This window comes from Serpentinimonas raichei (assembly GCF_000828895.1).
Taxonomy (GTDB): domain Bacteria; phylum Pseudomonadota; class Gammaproteobacteria; order Burkholderiales; family Burkholderiaceae_C; genus Serpentinimonas; species Serpentinimonas raichei.
Window position 1 is genome coordinate 2098446 of record NZ_AP014568.1, and the last position, 19252, is coordinate 2117697.

Consider the following 19252-nt stretch of genomic DNA (forward strand, 5'->3'; position numbering starts at 1 on the left):
CCGTGCGCGCATTGCCTTTTGGAGTCCATGCCACTGGAAGTAAGGAACCGATCCATGCGTCTGACCGAGCATCAAGCCCAGCTCATCGCCCAGCTGGCGCATGAAATGGCCGGAGAGCAGGCCCGGGTGCGGGTTTTTGGCTCAAGGCTGGATGATGAGGCGCGCGGCGGCGATCTGGATCTCATGCTCGAATTGCCCGAGCCGGCCGACAACCCCACGCTGCTGGTGGCACGCTTCTCTGCCCGCGTCACCCGCCTGATGCAAGGCCGCAAGGTGGACGTTGTGCTGGCTGCACCCAACCTCATGCGCTTGCCCATCCACGAAGTGGCGTTCAGGGAAGGAAAAATCCTGTGACTGCTGTAAGCCCGAAAATTTTGCTGCGGCTGCAATTTCTGGTGCGCGTGGTGCGCAAGGAATGCCAGCACCTGGCCAGCACAGACCAGCGTCTGTTTGCCGAGCCCTTCAGCCCGCAGCGTGCCGCTCAACTCCAAACCGATCCGGATTTGGCAGAGCGGGTAGAAGCCTTTGTGGCCAGATTTGGGCGTTTGCAGGACACCCTCGGCGACAAGCTGCTGCCTGTGCTGCTGCTGGCGCTGGGTGAAACACCTGCGTGCGGGCAAAACAAACCCGCCAGCCGCTTAGCCAAGGCCGAGCACTCGCAGTTATAGCGAGCGCCCCCGTGCCGGACGCATAAAAAACCCGCCACGCACAAGGCGCGGCGGGCTCAAACCCCAGCCTTCAATGAATCAGCGGTTGTAGGCGCTCTCGCCGTGCGAGCTGATGTCGAGGCCCTCGCGCTCTTCTTCCTCGCTCACGCGCAGGCCCACCAGCAGGTCGGCCACTTTGAAGGCGATGAAAGCCACCACGCCCGACCAGACCACCACCACCAGCATGGCTTTGGCTTGCACGAACAGTTGGCTGGCGATGGAGAAGTCGGCTCCGCTCATGCCGCCCAGCATGGGAGCGGCAAACACTGCCGTCAACAGGCCGCCGGCGATGCCGCCGACGCCGTGCAGACCAAACACATCGAGCGTGTCGTCGGCACCCAGCATCTTCTTGAGGCCGTTCACGCCCCACAGGCACAGGAAGCCGCCGGCCAAGCCGATCACGATGGCGCCCATCGGCCCCACGTAGCCGCAAGCCGGGGTAATGGCCACCAAACCCGCCACAGCACCCGAGGCGGCACCCAACATCGAGGCCTTGCCCTTGATCAGCGCCTCACCCAAGCACCAGGCCAGCACGGCGGCGGCGGTGGCGATGAGGGTGTTGAGGAAGGCCAGCGCGGCGTTGCTGTTGGCTTCCAGTGCCGAACCGGCGTTGAAGCCAAACCAGCCCACCCACAGCAGCGCCGCCCCGACCATGGTCAAGGCCAGGCTGTGCGGGGCCATGGCTTCTTTGCCGTAGCCGATGCGCTTGCCGATCACGTAGGCACCCACCAAGGCCGCCACGGCTGCGCTCAGGTGCACCACGGTGCCGCCGGCAAAGTCCATTTTGCCCAGCCCGATCAGGAAGCCGCCGGAGCCCCAGACCATGTGCGCCACCGGGATGTAGCTGAAGGTGAACCAGATCGCGGTGAAGATCAGCACGGCGCTGAACTTGATGCGCTCGGCAAAGGCGCCGACGATGATGGCGCAGGTGATGCCGGCAAAGGTGGCTTGGAAGGCGACAAAGATCAGCTCCGGGATCACCACGCCGTCGGTGAAGGTGTTCGAGACCGAATCCATGGTGACGCCGGCCAGGAAGGCTTTGTCTAGGTTGGCAATGATCAGCCCCTCGCCCCCAAAAGCCAGGCTGTAGCCGTACACCGCCCACAGCACCATGACGAGCGAAAACACCACGGTGACTTGCATCAGCACCGAGAGCATGTTTTTGCTGCGCACCAAGCCGCCGTAGAACAGCGCCAAGCCGGGGATGACCATCATCACCACCAGCAAGGTGGCGACCAGCATCCACGCCACGTCGCCTTTGTTGGGTACGGGTTCGGCGGCAGCGGCCTCGGCAGCGGGTGCGGCAGCCACGGCCAGCGCGGCGGCATCGACCATCGGCGCGACCGCTGCAGGGGCTTCGGGTGCCATCATCGGGGCAACGGCGGGCGCGGCGTCGGTGACTTGGGCCATGGCCGCCGATGCGCCCAGCAGCAGCCCCAGGCCCACACACAAACTGAGCAGATACTTTTTCATGATTGGTACTCGGAGGTTGAAAAAGGGTTGATGGATCAAAGCGCTTGGGCGCCGGTCTCGCCGGTGCGAATGCGCACCACCTGCTCCAGTGGGAAGACGAAAATCTTGCCGTCGCCGATCTTGCCGGTGCGGGCTGCGCCCTCGATGACTTCGATTACGCGCTCGACCAAGTCGTCGCTCACGGCCGCATCGACCTTGACCTTGGGCAGGAAATCGACCACGTATTCGGCCCCGCGGTAGAGCTCGGTGTGGCCTTTTTGGCGCCCGAAGCCCTTGACTTCGGTGACGGTGATGCCCTGCACACCCAGACTGGAGAGCGCTTCGCGCACCTCGTCGAGCTTGAAGGGTTTGATGATCGCAGTGACCAGTTTCATATTCAACCTTTCTGCCTGAATCGATAAAAGGGCTGGACAGACTTGCGGCCTGACCAGCGGCGGGTGTTGCAGCCCGGGCCTTTGGGGGGCTGGGCCGTCTGCACGCCAACTCTCAAGCACATAGCGTGCCAACCCGGCAAACCGCCGCACAGCGATCTTTCGCACCGGTTGCACTGGGCAGCCGCTACACTGCGGCCACAAGGCTAGGCTGGCAGCGCACCAAATCGGTGCAGCCCGCGACAAGCAAGCCAAGCGACCAGGCACCGGCCCCGCGCTGTGGCCTACAACGGGAGGGTGTGAACGTGGGTTTGTGCGTGGTTCAAAGCCGCACACTGGTGGGGCTAGACGCTTTGCCGGTGAGCGTAGAAGTGCATCTGGCCAACGGCCTGCCCAGCCTGACGCTGGTGGGCTTGGCCGACACCGAGGTGAAGGAGGCGCGCGAGCGCGTGCGCTCGGCGATATTGAACGCTGGGCTGGATTGGCCGCACAACAAGCGCATTACGGTCAACCTGGCCCCGGCCGATCTGCCCAAAGAATCGGGGCGCTTTGATTTGCCGATCGCGCTTGGCATTCTGGCCGCCAGCGGCCAGATCGACGGCGCGGCGCTGGCCGGCTACGAGTTTGCCGGTGAGCTCTCGCTCAGTGGCGCCTTGCGCCCGGTCCGGGGCGCTTTGTGCATGGGCTTGGCTTTTTTGCGCGGCCATGGCGCGGGCCAACCCCCATGCACCGCTTTGGTGCTGCCCCCGGGCAGCGCCGAGGAAGCGGCCTTGGTGCGCCAGGCGCGGGTGTACCGGGCGCACCATTTGCTGGATGTGGTGCAGCGCTTTGCGCCCGCTGGTGCTGCGCTGCCCGAACCCCCGCACCCCGACGGCTGGGCCTTGTTGCAGGGCACGACGCAGGTGCAGCCACTCCATCTGCCCGATTTGGCCGATGTGAAGGGGCAAGCCGGGGCGCGGCGGGCGCTGGAGATCGCCGCCGCGGGCGCGCACAGCCTGCTGATGAGCGGCCCGCCGGGCTCGGGCAAGTCGATGCTGGCGCAGCGCCTGCCCGGCATCTTGCCGGCGCTGGACGACCAGCAGGCGCTGGAGGCGGCGGCGGTGGCTTCGCTGGCCGGGCGCTTTAGTCCCGAGCACTGGGGCCTACGGCCCTTTAGCGCACCGCACCACAGCGCCAGCGCCACCGCCTTGGTGGGCGGCGGCAACCCGCCCCGGCCGGGCGAGATTTCGCTGGCGCACCAAGGGGTGCTGTTCCTGGACGAACTGCCCGAGTTTCCGCGCGCCGCCCTCGAGGCCTTGCGCGAGCCGCTCGAGAGCGGGCAGATTCGCATCTCGCGTGCGGCGCGCCAGACCGATTTTCCGGCCCGCTTTCAACTGGTGGCGGCCATGAACCCCTGCCCCTGCGGCTACCTAGGGGCCAGCCACCGCAACTGCCGCTGCACCCCCGACCAGGTGCTGCGCTACCAAGGCAAGCTCAGCGGCCCCTTGCTGGACCGCATCGACCTGCACGTCGAGGTGCCGCTGCTGCCACCGCAGCAGTTGCTCGAACGCGCCGCAGCCGAGTCGAGCGCGGCGGTGCGCGAGCGCGTCGTGCAGGCGCGCCAACGGGCGTTGCAGCGCCAAGGCCACGCCAACCAAGCCCTGCACGGCCCCGAGCTGCAACGCCATGCGGCACTGGAACCTGCTGCCGACAAGCTGCTGCAACAAGCGGCCAGCCGACTCGGCTGGTCGGGCCGCGCCACCCACCGCGCGCTGCGGGTGGCGCGCACCATTGCCGACTTGGCCGCCAGCGAACGCATCCTGAGCGCGCATCTGGCGGAAGCGGTGCAGTACCGCCAGCCGGGACCGATTTGAAGTTGCCGCATAATTGCCGCGCGCAAGATGATAAACCCGACAAAACACCCGGAAACGTGACCATGGATCCCCTAGCCGCTGCATCAGCCGATCCCCTTGTGGTAGCACGGGAAGGCTTGTTGCCGCTGCGCTGGCCCACCCCACCCTACGCCAGCTACGGCGGTCATGAAAACGGCAGCAGCGAACCCGATGCCTCGGGCTTGGACTGCCAAGTCGAGGGCAGCAACGGCCAGGTGCGCCCTTGCCGGCTAATGGCGCTGGATCTGCCCGCTGGCATGGTCCACATCCAATTGCCGCCCTCGCGCGCCATCATGCCGCTGCGCTTTGGCATGTTTCGGCGCATCACCCTGACGCAGCCGCTGGCCCCGCTGCTGCAACGATCCCAAAGCACCCCTGCGGGGTCCCGCCCCAACAATGCGGCCGCCAGCGCCGACGATTTGCTCGATTTCCGCCCCCGACTGCCCTACGCCCTGGAACTGAGCGACGGCACCGCGCTGACCGGCACCACGATTGGGCACCTCGAGTCGGATGCAGGTGTGTTCCTGTTTGTGCCGCTGGACGAACACGACCGGGTGCAACGGGTTTTTTTGCCAGCGCACATGGTGCGCCGGATACGGGTCGGGGAGAGCATCGGGCAGGTGTTGGTCGAGCACCATGCCGTCACCACCGAGCAGGTCGAGCTGGCTGCGCGCGAGCAAGAGCTGTTGCGCAACCGCAAATTGGGCGACTACCTGGTGCTCAAGGAAATCGTCAAGCCCGAGCAATTGCTGCAGGCGCTAGAGGAGCAGTCGCGCATGCCCATGGTGCGCATCGGCGAGGCGCTGACCGCGCTCGGGCTCATCACCTCCGAGCAACTGCAAGACGCGCTGGAGCGCCAAAAAACCGAGCGCAGCGTGCCGCTGGGCGAGCTGCTGGTGCAGAGCGGACTGTTGTCGCGCGACGATTTGCGCCTCGCGCTGGCGCGCAAAATGGGCTACCCGGTGGTCGATCTGGCCAAGTTCCCCGTCGATCCCGAGGCGCTGCGCCGGGTGCCGATCGCGCTGGCACGCAAACACCGCGTGGTGCCCTTGTTGTGGCGCAACGGCACCGTGGTGGTGGCCGCCGAAGACCCGTCCCGGCGTGGCATGCTCGAAGAACTCGATTTCCTGTTGCAGGCCAAGGTGTTGTCGACGCTGACCAGCACCCCGCTCGGGCCGCAGAGCATCAACGAGGCCTATGCCCGTTTTGGCCTCGATGACGCCCTGACGGCGGTGGCGGCGGGCGGTGATTTTGCCGCCACCAGCTCCGACAAACTGCTGGAATCGCTGGAACAAGAGGCCCGCGATGAGGCCGACCCCAATGCCCCCGCCATCGAGCAGTCCGACAACTCGCTGGTCAAGCTGATCAACAGCATCATCATCGAGGCGCATGGCCAAGGGGCCTCCGACATCCACATCGAAACCTTTGTTGGCAAGCGCAAGGTGCGCATCCGCTTGCGCAAAGACGGGCGCCTGAGCCCCCTGATGGAGCTGCCGCCAGGCTACCGCAACGCCATCATCGGGCGCATCAAGATCATGTGCGACCTCGATATTTCGGAGCGCCGCAAACCCCAAGACGGCAAAATCGACTTTGCCAAGTTTTCGCCCGCGCACAAGCTGGAGCTGCGCGTGGCCACCATCCCCACCACCGGCGGCGCCGAGGACGTGGTGCTGCGCCTGCTCTCCTCGGCCAAGCCGCTGCCGGTCGAGCAACTGGGCCTCACGCCCGCCAACCTGCGCCAGTTGCAGGCGGCTGTGGTGCGCCCACACGGCATGGTGCTGTGCGTAGGCCCCACGGGTTCGGGCAAGACCACCACGCTGCACTCGCTGCTGCAGCACATCAACACGCCCGACCGCAAGATCTGGACCGCCGAAGACCCGGTGGAGATCAGCAACCCCGACCTGCGCCAGGTGCAGGTCAACCCCAAGATCGACTGGACTTTTGCCAAGGCGCTGCGCACCTTCCTGCGCGCCGACCCCGACATCATCATGGTGGGCGAGATCCGCGACGGCGAAACGGCGCAGATGGCGATCGAGGCCTCGCTCACCGGGCACTTGGTGTTTTCCACCCTGCACACCAACAGCGCGCCCGAGACCGTGGTGCGCCTGCTCGATATGGGGATGGATCCGTTCAACTTTGCCGATTCGCTCGCCGCCGTGCTGGCGCAGCGGCTGGTGCGGCGTTGGTGCAAAAGCTGCGTGCGCAGCACCCCGGCCGACGAGGCCTGGGTCAACGAGCTGCTGGAAGACTACCTGCACGTGCTGCCCGAGGCCCTGCGCCCCGACAAGGCCGCGCTGCGCGCGCAGTGGCTGCACGACTACGGGCTAGACGGCCACCTGCTCCAGCACCACGCCAGCGGCTGCTCGGCCTGCGATCAAACCGGCTACAAGGGCCGCGTGGGGGTGCACGAGCTGCTGCTGATCGACGGCCCCTTGCGCCGCCTGATCCAGCGCAGAGCGCCTTCGGAGGCGCTGCAGGAAGCGGCGCAGATCGGCGGCGGGCTGCGCACCCTGCGCCAAGACGGCATCCTCAAGGTGCTGCAGGGCCTGAGCAGCATCGACGAGGTGCGCGCCCACTGCACGCTTTGAGGCGGCTGCGGGGCGCCAGTTGCAAGGCCGTTTGGCGGTTTCACAGGTTCGGCGCCAGCCAGCGCGCCAGCTCGGCCTCGTTCAGGCCGCGGCGGCGCGCCTGCTCGGCTAGTTGGTCGCGCCCGATGGGCCCGACGTTGAAGTAGCCGCTTTGCGGGTGCGCCAGGTAAAAGCCGCAGACGCTGGCGGCGGGCGTCATGGCCAGGCTCTCGGTCAGGCCCAGGCCGATGTCCTCACTGCCCAAGAGCGCCAGCAGCTCGCGCTTGACGGTGTGATCGGGGCAGGCCGGGTAGCCAGGGGCCGGGCGGATGCCTTGGTACTGTTCGGCGATGAGCTGCGGCGGGCTCAAATCTTCACCAGCCGCGTAGCCCCAGAGCTCGGTGCGCACGCGCCGGTGCAGGTATTCGGCAGCGGCTTCGGCCAGCCGATCCGCCAGCGCCTTGAGCACGATGGCCTGGTAGTCGTCGTGCGCGGCCTCGAAGGCGGCGGCGCGCGCCTCGGCCCCGATGCCCGCCGTAACGGCAAAGGCGCCCACATAGTCGGCCACCCCGCTGCCCTGCGGGGCCACGAAATCGGCCAGGCAGCGGTTTGGGCGTGGCACCCCGTCGATCACCGGCTTGGCGCTCTGCTGGCGCAAGCCGTACCAGACCAAGGCCGGGTCGCGCCGCGCTTCGTCGGCGTAGAGCGCGATGTCGTCGTCGCCCAGCGCCTGCGCCGGGTACAGGCCCAGCACCGCGTTGGCCGTGAGCCAACGGCCTTCGACGATTTTTTTCAGCATGGCCTGCGCCTCGGCATAGACCTTGCGCGCCTGCTCGCCCACCACTTCATCGTCGAGGATGGCGGGGTAAGGGCCGGCCAAATCCCAAGTCTGGAAGTACGGGCCCCAGTCGATATAGCGCGCCAGCTCGGCCAGATCGAGGTTTTTGAACACGCGCCGGCCAATGAACTTGGGCCGCGCCGGGGTGTAGGCAGCCCAGTCGAGCGCGGCCTTGTTGGCACGCGCTTGCGCCAGCGACACCAGCGGGGTTTTCTTTTTGTTGGCGTGCTGCTGGCGCACGCGCTCGTAGTCGCTGCCGAGCTCGGCCACGAACGCGCTGCGCCCTTGGCCCAGCAGGTTCTGCGCCACGCCCACGCTGCGCGAGGCGTCGGGCACATAGACCACCGGGCCGCTGTAGTGCGGGGCAATTTTCACCGCCGTGTGGACCCGGCTGGTGGTGGCCCCGCCTATCATCAGCGCCACGCCGTGCTGTTCGAAATAGGCGTCTTTTTGCATTTCGGCCGCCACGTACTGCATTTCTTCTAGGCTGGGCGTGATCAGGCCCGACAAGCCCACGATCTCGGCCCCCACCTCTTTGGCCTTGGCCAGGATCTGGTGGCAGGGCACCATCACGCCCATGTTCACCACCTCGAAGTTGTTGCATTGCAGCACCACGGTGACGATGTTTTTGCCGATGTCGTGCACATCGCCCTTGACGGTGGCGATCACGATCTTGCCCTGGGCACGCGGCTCGGCGCCGCCAAGCGCCAGGGCCTGGCGTTTTTCTTCCTCGATTGCGGGCATCAGGTGCGCCACCGCCTGCTTCATCACGCGCGCGCTCTTGACCACCTGCGGCAGAAACATCTTGCCCGCGCCGAACAGGTCGCCGACCACGTTCATGCCGTCCATCAGCGGACCTTCGATCAGGTGCAGCGGCCGCAAACCCTCGGCGCGCATCTGCTGCCACAGGGCTTCGGTGTCGGCCTCGATGTGCTCGTTGAGGCCGTGCACCAGCGCGTGCGTGAGGCGCTCGCGCAGCGGCAGCGTGCGCCAGGCGTTTTTGGCGCTGTCGTCGCGCGCGGCACCGCGCACGCTGTCGGCGATTTCGAGCAGGCGCTCGGTGGCGTCAGAACGGCGGTTGAGCACCACGTCTTCGACGCGCTGGCGCAGCTCGGGGGCCAGCTCATCATAGACGCCGACCATGCCGGCGTTGACGATGCCCATGTCCATCCCGGCTTGAATGGCGTGGTATAAAAACACGGTGTGGATGGCCTCGCGCACCGGGTCGTTGCCGCGAAAGCTAAAGCTCACGTTGCTCACCCCGCCGCTGACCTTGGCCCCCGGCAGGTGCGCCTTGATCCAGCGCGTGGCCTCGATGAAATCGACCGCGTAGTTGTCGTGCTCGGCGATGCCGGTGGCCACGGCGAAGATGTTGGGGTCGAACACGATGTCTTCGGGCGGGAAACCCACCTCATCGACTAGGATGCGGTAGGCGCGGGCGCAGATTTCGCACTTGCGCGCCATGGTGTCGGCCTGGCCCTGTTCGTCGAAGGCCATCACCACCGTGGCGGCACCGTAGCGGCGGATCAGCCGCGCCTGGCGCTTGAACTCGGCCTCGCCCTCTTTGAGGCTGATCGAGTTCACGATGCCCTTGCCCTGCACGCACTTGAGCCCGGCCTCGATCACCTCCCACTTGGAGGAGTCGATCATCACCGGCACGCGGGCGATGTCGGGCTCGCCGGCCATGAGGTTCAAAAAGCGCACCATGGCGGCCCGGCTGTCGAGCATGGCTTCGTCCATGTTGACGTCGATGATCTGAGCCCCGTTTTCCACCTGCTGGCGCGCCACCGCCAGCGCCTGCTCGAATTGCCCTTCCAGAATCAGGCGCGCAAAGGCTTTGGAGCCGGTGACGTTGGTGCGCTCGCCGATGTTGACGAACAGCGAATGCTCGTCGATGCGCAGCAGCTCCAGCCCCGACAGCAGCATGGGGCCGGGTGGCGGATTGGCGGTAGGGGATTGTGTTTCGTTCACAGGGGGGCCAGTCAGAAGCAGGATGGAATTGCCAACAGGGTTCAAGAAAGCGTGACGCGGGCGAACTTGCGTTTGCCCACTTGCAGCACGTAGCAGCCCGGGCCCAGTCGCAGGCCCTTGTCGCTGACCACGGTGCCATCGACGCGCACCCCGGCGCCGTCGATCAGGCGGTTGGCTTCGCTGCTCGATGGCGCCAGCCCGGCGGCCTTGAGCAGCGCCGCCAGCCCCAGCGGTGCGCCGCCCAGCGCCAGCTCCGGGATTTGGTCCGGCACGCCGCCTTGGCTGCGGTTGATGAAGTCCTGCTGCGCCGCCGCCGCCGCCGCTGCGCTGTGAAAGCGCGTGGTGAGCTCCAGCGCCAGTTGCACCTTGGCGTCTTTGGGGTTGCGCCCGGCCGCCACCTCGGCGCGCAGCGCGGCGATCTGCGCCTCGGACTGGAACGACAGCAGGGTGAACCAGCGCCACATCAGCTCATCGGAAATGCTCAGCACCTTGGCGTACATGGTGTTGGCCGCTTCACCGATGCCGATGTAATTGCCCTTGGACTTGGACATCTTCTCCACCCCGTCCAGCCCTTCGAGCAGCGGCATGGTGAGGATGCACTGCGGCTCTTGGCCGTACTCGGCCTGCAAGTGGCGCCCCATGAGCAGGTTGAATTTTTGGTCGGTGCCACCCAGCTCCAGGTCGGCCTTGAGCGCCACCGAGTCGTAACCCTGCATCAGCGGGTACAAAAATTCATGCACGCTGATCGGGCTGCCCGCCGTGTAGCGCTGGTGAAAATCGTTGCGCTCCATCATGCGCGCCACGGTGTATTTGGCCGCCAGCTCGATCATGCCCATAGCGCCCAGCGCCAGGCTCCACTCGCTGTTGTAGCGGATTTCGGTTTTGGCCGGGTCCAGAACCAGGCTGGCCTGCTGGTAGTAGGTTTGGGCGTTGGCCTGGATTTGCTCGGGCGTGAGCGGCGGCCGGGTGCTGTTGCGCCCGGAAGGGTCGCCGATCAGGCTGGTGAAATCGCCGATCAGAAAGATCACCGTGTGCCCCAAATCCTGCAACTGGCGCAGCTTGTTGAGCACCACGGTGTGGCCGAAGTGGATGTCGGGCGCGGTTGGGTCCAGCCCGAGCTTGATGCGCAGCGGCTGCCCGCTGGCCTGGCTGCGCTGCAATTTTTGCACCCAGTCGGCCTCGGGGATGAGCTCCTCGCAGCCGCGCCGCGTCACGGCCAAGGCGTGCTGCACGGCTTCGCTCAGGGGCGCTGCGCGGGGTGCAGCAGGGGTTGCGCCAGTGCGCGGGGCCGCAGCGGTGGGGGGGGTGGCTTGGATCATTCGGGTTTCTACAGATGGCCGGACTCGGCCGGCGCGTTATACTGGCGCGCAATTCGTGGCCGGATTTTAGTCGGCGTGATGTGGCTTGGCTCCCGTTTTCAGTGGCAGCCCCATGGCACGACCTAAAAACCCGGCTTTCAGTTGCGCCACTTCATGGCGCCCTGCCCCTAGTCCGCCCAGTCTGTGCGCCCATTTTGCGCGCAGGCCGGCTCAGATCTTGACCCTGAATGAACGAACTGGCCCAGCAGATCAAATTTATCTTGCAACAATACCCCAAGCGTTTCGTGGCTGGCTTGGGTGCCATTTTGCTAGGCACCGGCGTCACCGCCTTTGGCGTGGCTCCGTTGGAGGCCCAAATCTCCGACCTGCCCGTGCAGCAAGTGGTCGAGCAGGTGCCGCACGCCGCACTGGCGGCGCAGCTTTCAGCGGCGCCAGCGGCAACCGGCTCCCCTGCCGAACTGCAAGCCCCCGTGCCCTTCGTGCTGTTTCGCACCGACGTCACGCGCCGCAACGACACCGTGCAAAGCCTGCTGCAGCGCTTGGGCGTGAGCGACAGCGCCGCGCTACAGTTCTTGCGCAGCCACCCCGACGCGGCGGTGCTGATGCGCGGCCCAGCGGGCAAGCTGGTGCGCGCCGAAACCGACGACGACCAGCGCCTGCTGCGCCTGAGCGTGCGCTGGCTGCCGAGCAACCAAGCCGACACCTACCAGCGCTTGCTGATCGAGCGCAGCGGCAACGGCTTTGTGGCCCGCATCGACCAAGGTCAATCGCAGCGCTCGGTCCGGGTAGCCAGTGGCGCCATCCGCAGCACGCTGTTTGCCGCCACCGAGGCGGCCGACCTGCCCGATCTGGTGGCCTCCCAACTGGCTGATATTTTTTCGGGCCAGATCGATTTTCGGCGCGACCTGCAACGCGGCGACTCCTTCCGCGTGGTCTATGAAGCGATCGAAGCCGAAGGCGAGTTGCTGCGTTACGGCCGCCTGCTGAGTGCCGAGTTCGTCAACAAGGGCCGCCCGCACCAGGTGCTGTGGTTCGAGGCGCCGGGCCAGCCCGGGGCCTACTTCACCTTTGACGGCGACAGCACGCGGCGCGCTTTCTTGGCCTCGCCGCTGGAGTTCTCGCGCATCAGCAGCGGCTTTGGCTTGCGCTTTCACCCCGTTACGGGCTTGCGCCGCCCGCACCTAGGCGTCGATTTCCCGGCCCCCATCGGCACCCCGGTGCGCAGCGTCGGCGACGGCGTCGTGAAGTTCGCCGGCAGCCAACGCGGTTTTGGCAACGTGGTGTTCATCCAGCACCGCAACAACATCGTCACGGTCTACGCCCACCTGCACCGCATCGACGTGCGCCAGGGGCAGAGCGTGGCCCAAAGCCAGTACATTGGCCAAGTGGGTTGCACCGGCGTCTGCACCGGGCCACACGTGCACTTTGAATACCGCCTGAACGGCATCCACCGCGACCCGCTGCTGCTGGTGGCCGAAGGCGGCGGCAGCGCGCCGCTGTCGGCTGCGGTGCGGCCGGCGTTCCAGCAAGCCGCTGCCGACATGAAGCAAAAACTCGCTGCCGCCTCGACCTTGGTGCAGGCCAGCGCCCAATAAGATCAGCCGGCCGGGGTTTGCGTCCTGGCCAGCGTTTTGCGGCATGAGCACCTACACCATCGGCCTGATGTCGGGCACCTCGCTCGACGGCATCGACGGGGTGTTGCTCGAATCGGGCGCCGACCACAGCCACCGCGTGCTGGCCGCAGCCAGTTCCGACCTGCCTAGTGGCTTGCGTCTAGCCTTTCTGGGCCTCAACCAAAGCGGCCCCAACGAGCTGCACCGCGCCGCCGTTGCCGCCTGCCAACTGGCTGAGCTCTACGCCCACGTGGTGGCGCAGTTGCTGCAATCCAGCGGCTTGGCCGCCGCACAGGTTCGCGCCATTGGGGCGCACGGCCAAACCGTGCGCCACCGCCCACCGGGGCCGGGCATTGCACACCCTTACACCTTGCAGATCAACCAGCCGGCGCTGCTGGCCGAGCGCAGCGGCATCGCCGTGGTGGCCGATTTTCGCAGCCGCGACGTGGCGGCCGGCGGTCAAGGCGCACCCTTGGTGCCGGCCTTTCACCAGCGTATTTTTGGGCGTGCCGGGCAGTCGGTGCTGGTGCTCAACCTGGGCGGCATTGCCAACCTGACCGCGCTGCCCGCCAGCGGCGCCGTATACGGGCTCGACAGCGGGCCCGGCAACGCGCTGCTCGACCTGTGGTGCCAGCGCCACACCGGTGCCTGGTTCGACCGCGACGGCGCCTGGGGCGCCAGTGGATGCGAGCAGCCCGACCTGTTGGCGCACTTGCTCGAAGAGCCGTATTTTCAGCAGCGCGGCTGCAAAAGCACGGGGCGCGACCTCTTTCATGCCGACTGGCTGGCCGAGCGCCTGCGCGGCTTTGCTGCGCTGCCCCCGGCCGACGTGCAAGCCACCCTGACGCGCCTGACGGCGCGCAGCATTGCTGGGGCGGTGCAGGGCGTGAATTGGGGTTGGGGCGACGAGCCCGCAGGGCCGCAGCAGGTCTGGGTCTGTGGCGGCGGCAGCCGCAATGGCTACCTGATGCGCCTGTTGGCAGAGGAACTGCCCGGCGCACCGGTGCAGCCCAGCGAGGCCGCCGGGTGGCCGGCGCATTGGGTCGAGCCAGCCGCCTTTGCGTGGCTGGCGCTGCAAGCCATCGAGGGGAAAACGGGCAATGTGCCGAGCGTCACCGGGGCCAGCGGGCCGCGTGTGCTGGGTGCGATCTACCCCGCCTAGCAGGCCCGCCCGCTGTGCGCTGCTTTTAGGTGCTGAAGCTCGAACCGCAACCGCAGGTGGTGCTGGCGTTGGGGTTTTTGATCACGAACTGCGCCCCTTGCAGGTCTTCTTTGTAGTCGATCTCGGCCCCCACCAGGTACTGGTAGCTCATGGCGTCGATGAGCAGGCTGACGCCGTTTTTGCTCATGGTGGTGTCGTCTTCGTTCACCACTTCGTCAAAGGTGAAGCCGTACTGGAAACCCGAGCAGCCGCCGCCTTGGACGAACACGCGCAGCTTCAAATCCGGGTTGCCTTCTTCGGCGATCAAGTCGGCGACCTTGGCCGCCGCGCTGTCGGTGAAGACGAAGGGGGCGGGCATTTCGGTGGCGGGGCGTTCTGCGACTTCACTCATGGTGCGTATTCCGATATAAAAACCTGTGGTGCAATACTAAAGCAAAAGACTCAAGATTGCACACAAAAGGGGATTGCCAGCGCTGTGGCCGTGGTTTTTGCTGACCCAGCCACCGCGTGGTGCAAGCGCAAAAAAACCGCCCCCGGCGTCTGGCCAAAGGGCGGTTTGATGCAGAACGCATGCAGCAAGGCATGCGTTTGAGCGCGTGTCAGCGCTTGGAGAACTGCTTGCGCCGGCGAGCCGAACGCAGACCGACCTTTTTGCGCTCCACTTCGCGCGCGTCGCGCGTCACGTAGCCGGCCGCACTCAGCACGGGCTTGAGCGTGGCGTCGTAGTCGATCAGGGCGCGGGTGATGCCGTGGCGCACCGCACCGGCTTGGCCAGACTCGCCGCCGCCGTGTACGTTGACCTGGATGTCGAACGCTTGCTCGTTGCCGGTCAGCAGCAACGGCTGACGGGCAATCATGATCGAGGTCTGACGGCCGAAGAAGGATTCGATGTCTTTGCCATTGACCGTGATCTGACCCGTGCCTTTTTTAAGGAACACGCGGGCGACGCTGGATTTGCGACGGCCGGTGCCATTGTTCCATTCACCTATCATGTGCGTTCCTTAAATGTCCAACACTTTGGGTTGCTGGGCGCTGTGGGGGTGTTCGGCACCGCCATAGACCTTGAGCTTTTTGATCATGGCGTAACCCAACGGACCTTTGGGCAGCATGCCCTTGACCGCTTTTTCCAGCGCGCGGCCAGGGTGCTTGGCCTGCATGTCGCGGAAGTTGGTGCCATAAATGCCGCCCGGAAAGCCCGAGTGGCGGTAATAGATTTTGTCGAGGGCCTTGTTGCCCGTGACTTTGAGTTTGGCTGCGTTGACGATGACGATGAAATCGCCCGTGTCCACGTGAGGGGTGTAAATGGCCTTGTGCTTGCCGCGCAACCGGAGTGCCACTTCGCTGGCAACACGTCCGAGCACCTTGTCGGTGGCGTCAATCACAAACCACTCGTGCACCACCTCGGCCGGTTTGGCGCTGAAGGTTTTGGTCATGAGTTTGCTCTGATAAAGCGGGTTTGGCAGGTGTCTTTTCCACGGTCGGTGCGGCTCTGTTGACCGCCTCTTAGGTGGGTTTGCAGCGCCGCAGCCCCACTAAGGAAAACCACGGCAACGCCTTCGCCGCGGACACCCAAAGCGCTGCGAAGCCCTCCATTCTAACGGCAAACATCAGTCCCATGCAAGCGAAATTCGCACCCAGTGCAGCCTGAGGGGCGCGCTGTGGTTTACCATGCAGCCCATGTTCAGTTACCGCCACGCCTTTCATGCCGGCAACCACGCCGATGTGCTCAAACACCTGACGCTGGTGGCCTGCCTGCAGTACCTTGCCCAAAAGGACGTGGGCCTGCTGGTGGCCGACACCCACGCCGGCACGGGCATCTACCGGCTCGACCAAGAACTGGCGCGCACCTCGGGCGAGTCCGAGCGCGGCATCGTGCGCCTGGCGGCAGCGGCGCGCCAAAAAGGCCAGCCGGTACCTGCTGCGGTGCAGGCCTACCTCAATGTGGTGCAATCCTACAACCTCGGCCACGACAGCCTGCGCCACTACCCCGGCTCGCCCTGGATTTGCCAAACGCTGCTGCGTGCGCAAGACCAACTCAAGTTGTTCGAGGTCCACCCCACCGACGCGCGGCTGCTGGAACGCAACGTGGCCGACCTGGGGCGGGGCAAGCAAATCGAGCTGCGGCGCAGCGACGGATTCACCGGCTTGCGCGCCCTGCTGCCGCCACCGACGCGGCGCGCGCTGGTGTTGATCGACCCCAGCTACGAGCTGAAAACCGACTACGCCGCCGTGCTCGACTGCCTCGAAGACGCGCTCGAGCGCTTTCCCACCGGCTGCTACGCCGTGTGGTACCCGGTGATTGCGCGCCCCGAGTCGCATTCCCTGGCGCGCAAACTCAAGACCCTGTGCGCACGCGTGCAGCGGCCATGGGCGCTGGCGCAACTCGATGTCGGGCAGACCGTGGCCAGCGGGCGCAGCGCCGAGGTGGCGCGCGGCCAAGCCCGCACGCCCTTGCACGCCAGCGCGGTGCACCTCATCAACCCCCCATACGCCATGGCCGAGCAGTGGCGCAATGCGCTGCCTTGGGTCTGCGCCGCCCTCAAAGAAGGCCCCGGCGCCCAATGGGTGGTCGAGCAAGGGCCATAAGCCTGACACACGGGCTTGGTGGGCTCTTGGCCCACGGGGGGGGGGCCACAAGCCGTGACCCGCAGCCCACCCCGCCCGCCTACAAACCCAGCCGCTCGCACAGCGCCAACGTGGGCGCGCTTTGGTTCATGGTGTAGAAGTGCAGCCCCGGCACCCCGGCTTGCTGCAACTGCTCGCACAAATCGCCCACCACCTCGCGCCCGAAGGCCTGGATGCTGGCCGTGTCGTCACCGAAACCCAGCAGCCGCAGCCGTATCCAGCGCGGCACCTCGGCCCCGCAGGCGTCAGAGAAGCGCAGCAACTGGCTGGCGTTGGTGATGGGCATGATGCCGGGCACGATCGGGATGTCGATGCCCAGCGCGTAGGCCTCATCGACGAAGCGAAAGTAGGCGTCGGTGTTGAAAAAGTACTGCGTGATGGCGCTGTCGGCGCCAGCGCGCACCTTGACCAGCAGGGCTTGCAAATCAGCCTGCGGCGAGCGCGCCTGCGGGTGCACCTCGGGGTAGGCGGCTACCTCGATCACAAAGGCGCTGCCAAACTCGGCCCGAATGAAGGCCACCAGGTCGCTGGCGTACTGGAACTCGCCGCCCAAGCCGTAGCCGCTCGGCATGTCGCCGCGCAAGGCCACCAGGCGGCGCACCCCCATGCCCTGCAACTGGCCAAGCTGCGCGCGCACCCCGGCCCGGGTCGCCCCGATGCACGAAAAATGCGCCGCCGCCGGCACCCCTTCGGCCAAAATTTCGGCCACCGTGGCAAAAGTGCCCTCTTGCGTCGAGCCCCCGGCGCCGTAGGTGACGGAGCAAAACTCGGGCTGGCGGGTGTAGAGCTGCTGGCGCACGGCGCGCAGCTTGAGCGCGCCCTCGGGCGTTTTGGGCGGAAAGAACTCGAAACTCAGCGGCAGTGCCATGGCGTACACCCGGCCCACTTCAGTAGCGGTAGCTGTCGGGCTTGTAGGGGCCGTTTTTGGGCACCCCGATGTAGGTTGCTTGATCGTCGCTGAGCTCGGTGAGTTGGGCCCCGACTTTTTTCAGGTGCAGGCGCGCCACCTTTTCGTCTAGGTGCTTGGGCAGCACATAGACCTTGCCGGCGTCGTAGCCGTCCGGGTGGCCGTAAAGCTCGATCTGGGCGATGGTCTGGTTGGCAAAGCTCGAGGACATGACAAAGCTCGGGTGCCCGGTGCCGCAACCCAGGTTCACCAGCCGCCCTTTAGCCAGCAGGATGATGCGCTTGCCGTCCGGGAAGATCACGTGGTCCACCTGTGGCTTGATCTCATCCCACTGGCAGCGCGATTCAATCTCGGTGACTTCGATCTCGTTGTCGAAGTGGCCGATGTTGCACACGATCGCCTGGTCTTTCATGCGCGCCATGTGCGCATACGTGATCACGCCCTTGTTGCCGGTGGCGGTGACGAAAATATCGGCGTGCTCAGCGGCGTAGTCCATCGTCACCACGCGGTAGCCTTCCATGGCCGCTTGCAGCGCGTTGATGGGGTCGATCTCGGTCACCCAGACCTGCGCCGAGAGCGCGCGCAGCGCCTGCGCCGAACCCTTGCCGACATCGCCGTAGCCGGCCACCACGGCCACTTTGCCGGCGATCATGACGTCGGTGGCGCGTTTGATGCCATCGACCAGCGACTCGCGGCAGCCATAGAGGTTGTCGAACTTGCTTTTGGTGACCGAGTCGTTGACGTTGATGGCGCGAAACAGCAGCGTGCCCTTGGCCGACATTTCCTTGAGCCGGTGCACGCCGGTGGTGGTCTCTTCGGTCACGCCGATGATCTGCGCACCCTTGCGGCTGTACCAGGTGGCGTCGCTGGCCAGCTTGGCGCGGATGGCGGCAAACAGAATGCGCTCCTCGTCGCTGCCGGGGTTGGCCAGCACCTCGGGGTGGCGCTCGGCCTGCTTGCCCAAGTGCATGAGCAGCGTGGCGTCGCCGCCGTCGTCGAGGATCATGTTCGGGCCTTCGCCCTCGCTGCCCGCTGGGCCAAAGTCAAAAATGCGGTGGGTGTAGTCCCAGTACTGCTCCAGCGTCTCGCCCTTGAAGGCAAACACCGGCGTGCCGCTGGCGGCAATGGCGGCGGCGGCGTGGTCTTGGGTGCTGAAGATGTTGCACGAGGCCCAACGCACCTGCGCGCCCAGCGCCTGCAGGGTCTCGATCAGCACGGCGGTCTGGATCGTCATGTGCAGGCTGCCGGTGATGCGCGCGCCCTTGAGCGGCTGGCGCGCGGCGTATTCTTCGCGTATGGCCATCAGGCCGGGCATTTCGGTTTCGGCAATGCGGATTTCTTTGCGCCCCCATTCGGCAAGGCCGATGTCGGCGATCACGCAATCGTCGAGGACGGGGGATTTCAAGGCAGCGTTCATGTAAGGCTCCGGCACAACAGGGTTGGGTTCAAACCACTGCTCGCGGCTGCCATACAGCGCTCACCGCACGAGGAGTGGGTGAGCGTCGTTGCGGGTGGGCCAACGGCGCGGGTGCCGTGACCGGTTTCGAGCCTCACACCGCCGCCGCATGGGGCTCGGTGCTGCAACGCTCCTCGAAACACGCGCAAATTATAGGCCAAACAAATCGGGCAGGCCCGAATGTCAGCCCAAAGCAGCAATGTCCCCTTTGCCCCAGATAAGAATGTCCCCTTTCATGTGTGAAGGGGCAGTAGATGGTGGGGCACGCAAGCGCTTCCCTATAATGCCGACTCATACTTCGCTACGCACAAGGCACCCGATCAATTGAGCGCCGCGCCCTCCTCCGCCACCGCCCCGTTTGCCACCGCCACC

The 19252-nt window shown here is 65.9% G+C and carries 16 protein-coding genes and 1 riboswitch; of the genes, 7 read left to right on the plus strand and 9 right to left on the minus strand.

Annotation, left to right across the window (positions count from 1 at the left end; genetic code table 11):
• Positions 1-54: 54 nt before the first annotated feature.
• On the plus strand, positions 55-354 hold the full coding sequence (locus SRAA_RS09790; protein WP_045532410.1) for a nucleotidyltransferase family protein: 300 nt from the start codon (positions 55-57) through the stop codon (positions 352-354).
• Positions 351-668 (plus strand): hypothetical protein, encoded by a 318-nt coding sequence (locus tag SRAA_RS09795; protein WP_197538508.1) that lies wholly within the window; start codon positions 351-353, stop codon positions 666-668. The genes SRAA_RS09790 and SRAA_RS09795 overlap by 4 nt, the downstream gene beginning before the upstream one ends.
• Positions 669-746: 78 nt before the next feature.
• On the opposite strand, the gene SRAA_RS09800 is transcribed toward SRAA_RS09795, so the two are convergent.
• Positions 747-2180, minus strand: a complete 1434-nt coding sequence (locus SRAA_RS09800) for an ammonium transporter (RefSeq protein ID WP_045532412.1) — start codon at positions 2178-2180, stop codon at positions 747-749.
• Positions 2181-2215: 35 nt separating this feature from the next.
• Positions 2216-2554: a P-II family nitrogen regulator gene (gene glnK / locus SRAA_RS09805; protein ID WP_045532413.1), complete on the minus strand. Its 339-nt coding sequence runs from the start codon at positions 2552-2554 to the stop codon at positions 2216-2218.
• Positions 2555-2856: 302 nt separating this feature from the next.
• On the opposite strand from glnK, the gene SRAA_RS09810 reads away from it, so the two are divergent.
• Both SRAA_RS09810 and SRAA_RS09815 read left to right on the plus strand, forming a co-directional pair.
• Positions 2857-4404 carry a YifB family Mg chelatase-like AAA ATPase gene (locus SRAA_RS09810; protein WP_045533676.1) on the plus strand — a complete coding sequence of 516 codons (1548 nt, stop codon included), beginning with the start codon at positions 2857-2859 and terminating at the stop codon, positions 4402-4404.
• 62 nt (positions 4405-4466) lie between these two features.
• Positions 4467-7010, plus strand: a complete 2544-nt coding sequence (locus SRAA_RS09815) for a GspE/PulE family protein (protein WP_082040105.1) — start codon at positions 4467-4469, stop codon at positions 7008-7010.
• 40 nt (positions 7011-7050) lie between these two features.
• Here SRAA_RS09815 and metH read toward each other — a convergent pair whose 3' ends face one another.
• On the minus strand, positions 7051-9798 hold the full coding sequence (gene metH, locus SRAA_RS09820; protein WP_268747373.1) for a methionine synthase: 2748 nt from the start codon (positions 9796-9798) through the stop codon (positions 7051-7053).
• A 41-nt stretch (positions 9799-9839) separates the two neighbouring features.
• Positions 9840-11117, minus strand: a complete 1278-nt coding sequence (gene tyrS / locus SRAA_RS09825; protein WP_082040014.1) for a tyrosine--tRNA ligase — start codon at positions 11115-11117, stop codon at positions 9840-9842.
• Positions 11118-11344: 227 nt separating this feature from the next.
• Between tyrS and SRAA_RS09830 the strand changes: the two genes are divergently transcribed.
• Together SRAA_RS09830 and SRAA_RS09835 are read left to right on the plus strand one after the other, a co-directional pair.
• Positions 11345-12712, plus strand: a complete 1368-nt coding sequence (locus SRAA_RS09830) for a M23 family metallopeptidase (protein ID WP_045532417.1) — start codon at positions 11345-11347, stop codon at positions 12710-12712.
• A gap of 43 nt (positions 12713-12755) precedes the next feature.
• A complete protein-coding gene (locus SRAA_RS09835; protein ID WP_045532419.1) occupies positions 12756-13892 on the plus strand; it encodes an anhydro-N-acetylmuramic acid kinase in 1137 nt (378 codons plus the stop codon).
• A 25-nt stretch (positions 13893-13917) separates the two neighbouring features.
• On the opposite strand, the gene erpA is transcribed toward SRAA_RS09835, so the two are convergent.
• The 3 genes from erpA to rplM all read right to left on the minus strand — a co-directional run bounded on the left by erpA (position 13918) and on the right by rplM (position 15325).
• Entirely contained in the window at positions 13918-14283 is a 366-nt protein-coding gene (gene erpA / locus SRAA_RS09840) for an iron-sulfur cluster insertion protein ErpA (RefSeq protein WP_034112812.1), read from the minus strand.
• A 208-nt stretch (positions 14284-14491) separates the two neighbouring features.
• A complete protein-coding gene (gene rpsI / locus SRAA_RS09845; RefSeq protein ID WP_045532422.1) occupies positions 14492-14884 on the minus strand; it encodes a 30S ribosomal protein S9 in 393 nt (130 codons plus the stop codon).
• A 9-nt stretch (positions 14885-14893) separates the two neighbouring features.
• The gene (gene rplM / locus SRAA_RS09850; RefSeq protein ID WP_029461849.1) at positions 14894-15325 is read right to left on the minus strand and encodes a 50S ribosomal protein L13; all 432 of its coding nucleotides are present in this window, start codon (positions 15323-15325) and stop codon (positions 14894-14896) included.
• A gap of 244 nt (positions 15326-15569) precedes the next feature.
• Here rplM and SRAA_RS09855 point away from each other — a divergent pair, with 244 nt between their 5' ends.
• The gene (locus SRAA_RS09855; RefSeq protein ID WP_045533681.1) at positions 15570-16478 is read left to right on the plus strand and encodes a 23S rRNA (adenine(2030)-N(6))-methyltransferase RlmJ; all 909 of its coding nucleotides are present in this window, start codon (positions 15570-15572) and stop codon (positions 16476-16478) included.
• A gap of 79 nt (positions 16479-16557) precedes the next feature.
• On the opposite strand, the gene metF is transcribed toward SRAA_RS09855, so the two are convergent.
• Positions 16558-17385: a methylenetetrahydrofolate reductase [NAD(P)H] gene (gene metF / locus SRAA_RS09860; protein WP_045532423.1), complete on the minus strand. Its 828-nt coding sequence runs from the start codon at positions 17383-17385 to the stop codon at positions 16558-16560.
• Between the two features lie 19 nt (positions 17386-17404).
• A complete protein-coding gene (gene ahcY, locus SRAA_RS09865; protein ID WP_045532425.1) occupies positions 17405-18841 on the minus strand; it encodes an adenosylhomocysteinase in 1437 nt (478 codons plus the stop codon).
• A gap of 73 nt (positions 18842-18914) precedes the next feature.
• A riboswitch (S-adenosyl-L-homocysteine riboswitch) is annotated at positions 18915-19022 on the minus strand.
• Between the last annotated feature and the right edge of the window lie 230 nt (positions 19023-19252).

What these genes read in the sequence shown, in the direction of transcription:
- SRAA_RS09790 (WP_045532410.1), top strand. Translation starts at nt 55, where the DNA reads ATGCGTCTGACCGAGCATCAAGCCCAGCTCATCGCCCAGCTGGCGCAT.
- SRAA_RS09800 (WP_045532412.1), bottom strand. Translation starts at nt 2,180, where the DNA reads ATGAAAAAGTATCTGCTCAGTTTGTGTGTGGGCCTGGGGCTGCTGCTG.
- glnK (WP_045532413.1), bottom strand. Translation starts at nt 2,554, where the DNA reads ATGAAACTGGTCACTGCGATCATCAAACCCTTCAAGCTCGACGAGGTG.
- SRAA_RS09815 (WP_082040105.1), top strand. Translation starts at nt 4,467, where the DNA reads ATGGATCCCCTAGCCGCTGCATCAGCCGATCCCCTTGTGGTAGCACGG.
- tyrS (WP_082040014.1), bottom strand. Translation starts at nt 11,117, where the DNA reads ATGATCCAAGCCACCCCCCCCACCGCTGCGGCCCCGCGCACTGGCGCA.
- SRAA_RS09830 (WP_045532417.1), top strand. Translation starts at nt 11,345, where the DNA reads ATGAACGAACTGGCCCAGCAGATCAAATTTATCTTGCAACAATACCCC.
- SRAA_RS09835 (WP_045532419.1), top strand. Translation starts at nt 12,756, where the DNA reads ATGAGCACCTACACCATCGGCCTGATGTCGGGCACCTCGCTCGACGGC.
- erpA (WP_034112812.1), bottom strand. Translation starts at nt 14,283, where the DNA reads ATGAGTGAAGTCGCAGAACGCCCCGCCACCGAAATGCCCGCCCCCTTC.
- rpsI (WP_045532422.1), bottom strand. Translation starts at nt 14,884, where the DNA reads ATGATAGGTGAATGGAACAATGGCACCGGCCGTCGCAAATCCAGCGTC.
- rplM (WP_029461849.1), bottom strand. Translation starts at nt 15,325, where the DNA reads ATGACCAAAACCTTCAGCGCCAAACCGGCCGAGGTGGTGCACGAGTGG.
- SRAA_RS09855 (WP_045533681.1), top strand. Translation starts at nt 15,570, where the DNA reads ATGTTCAGTTACCGCCACGCCTTTCATGCCGGCAACCACGCCGATGTG.
- metF (WP_045532423.1), bottom strand. Translation starts at nt 17,385, where the DNA reads ATGGCACTGCCGCTGAGTTTCGAGTTCTTTCCGCCCAAAACGCCCGAG.
- ahcY (WP_045532425.1), bottom strand. Translation starts at nt 18,841, where the DNA reads ATGAACGCTGCCTTGAAATCCCCCGTCCTCGACGATTGCGTGATCGCC.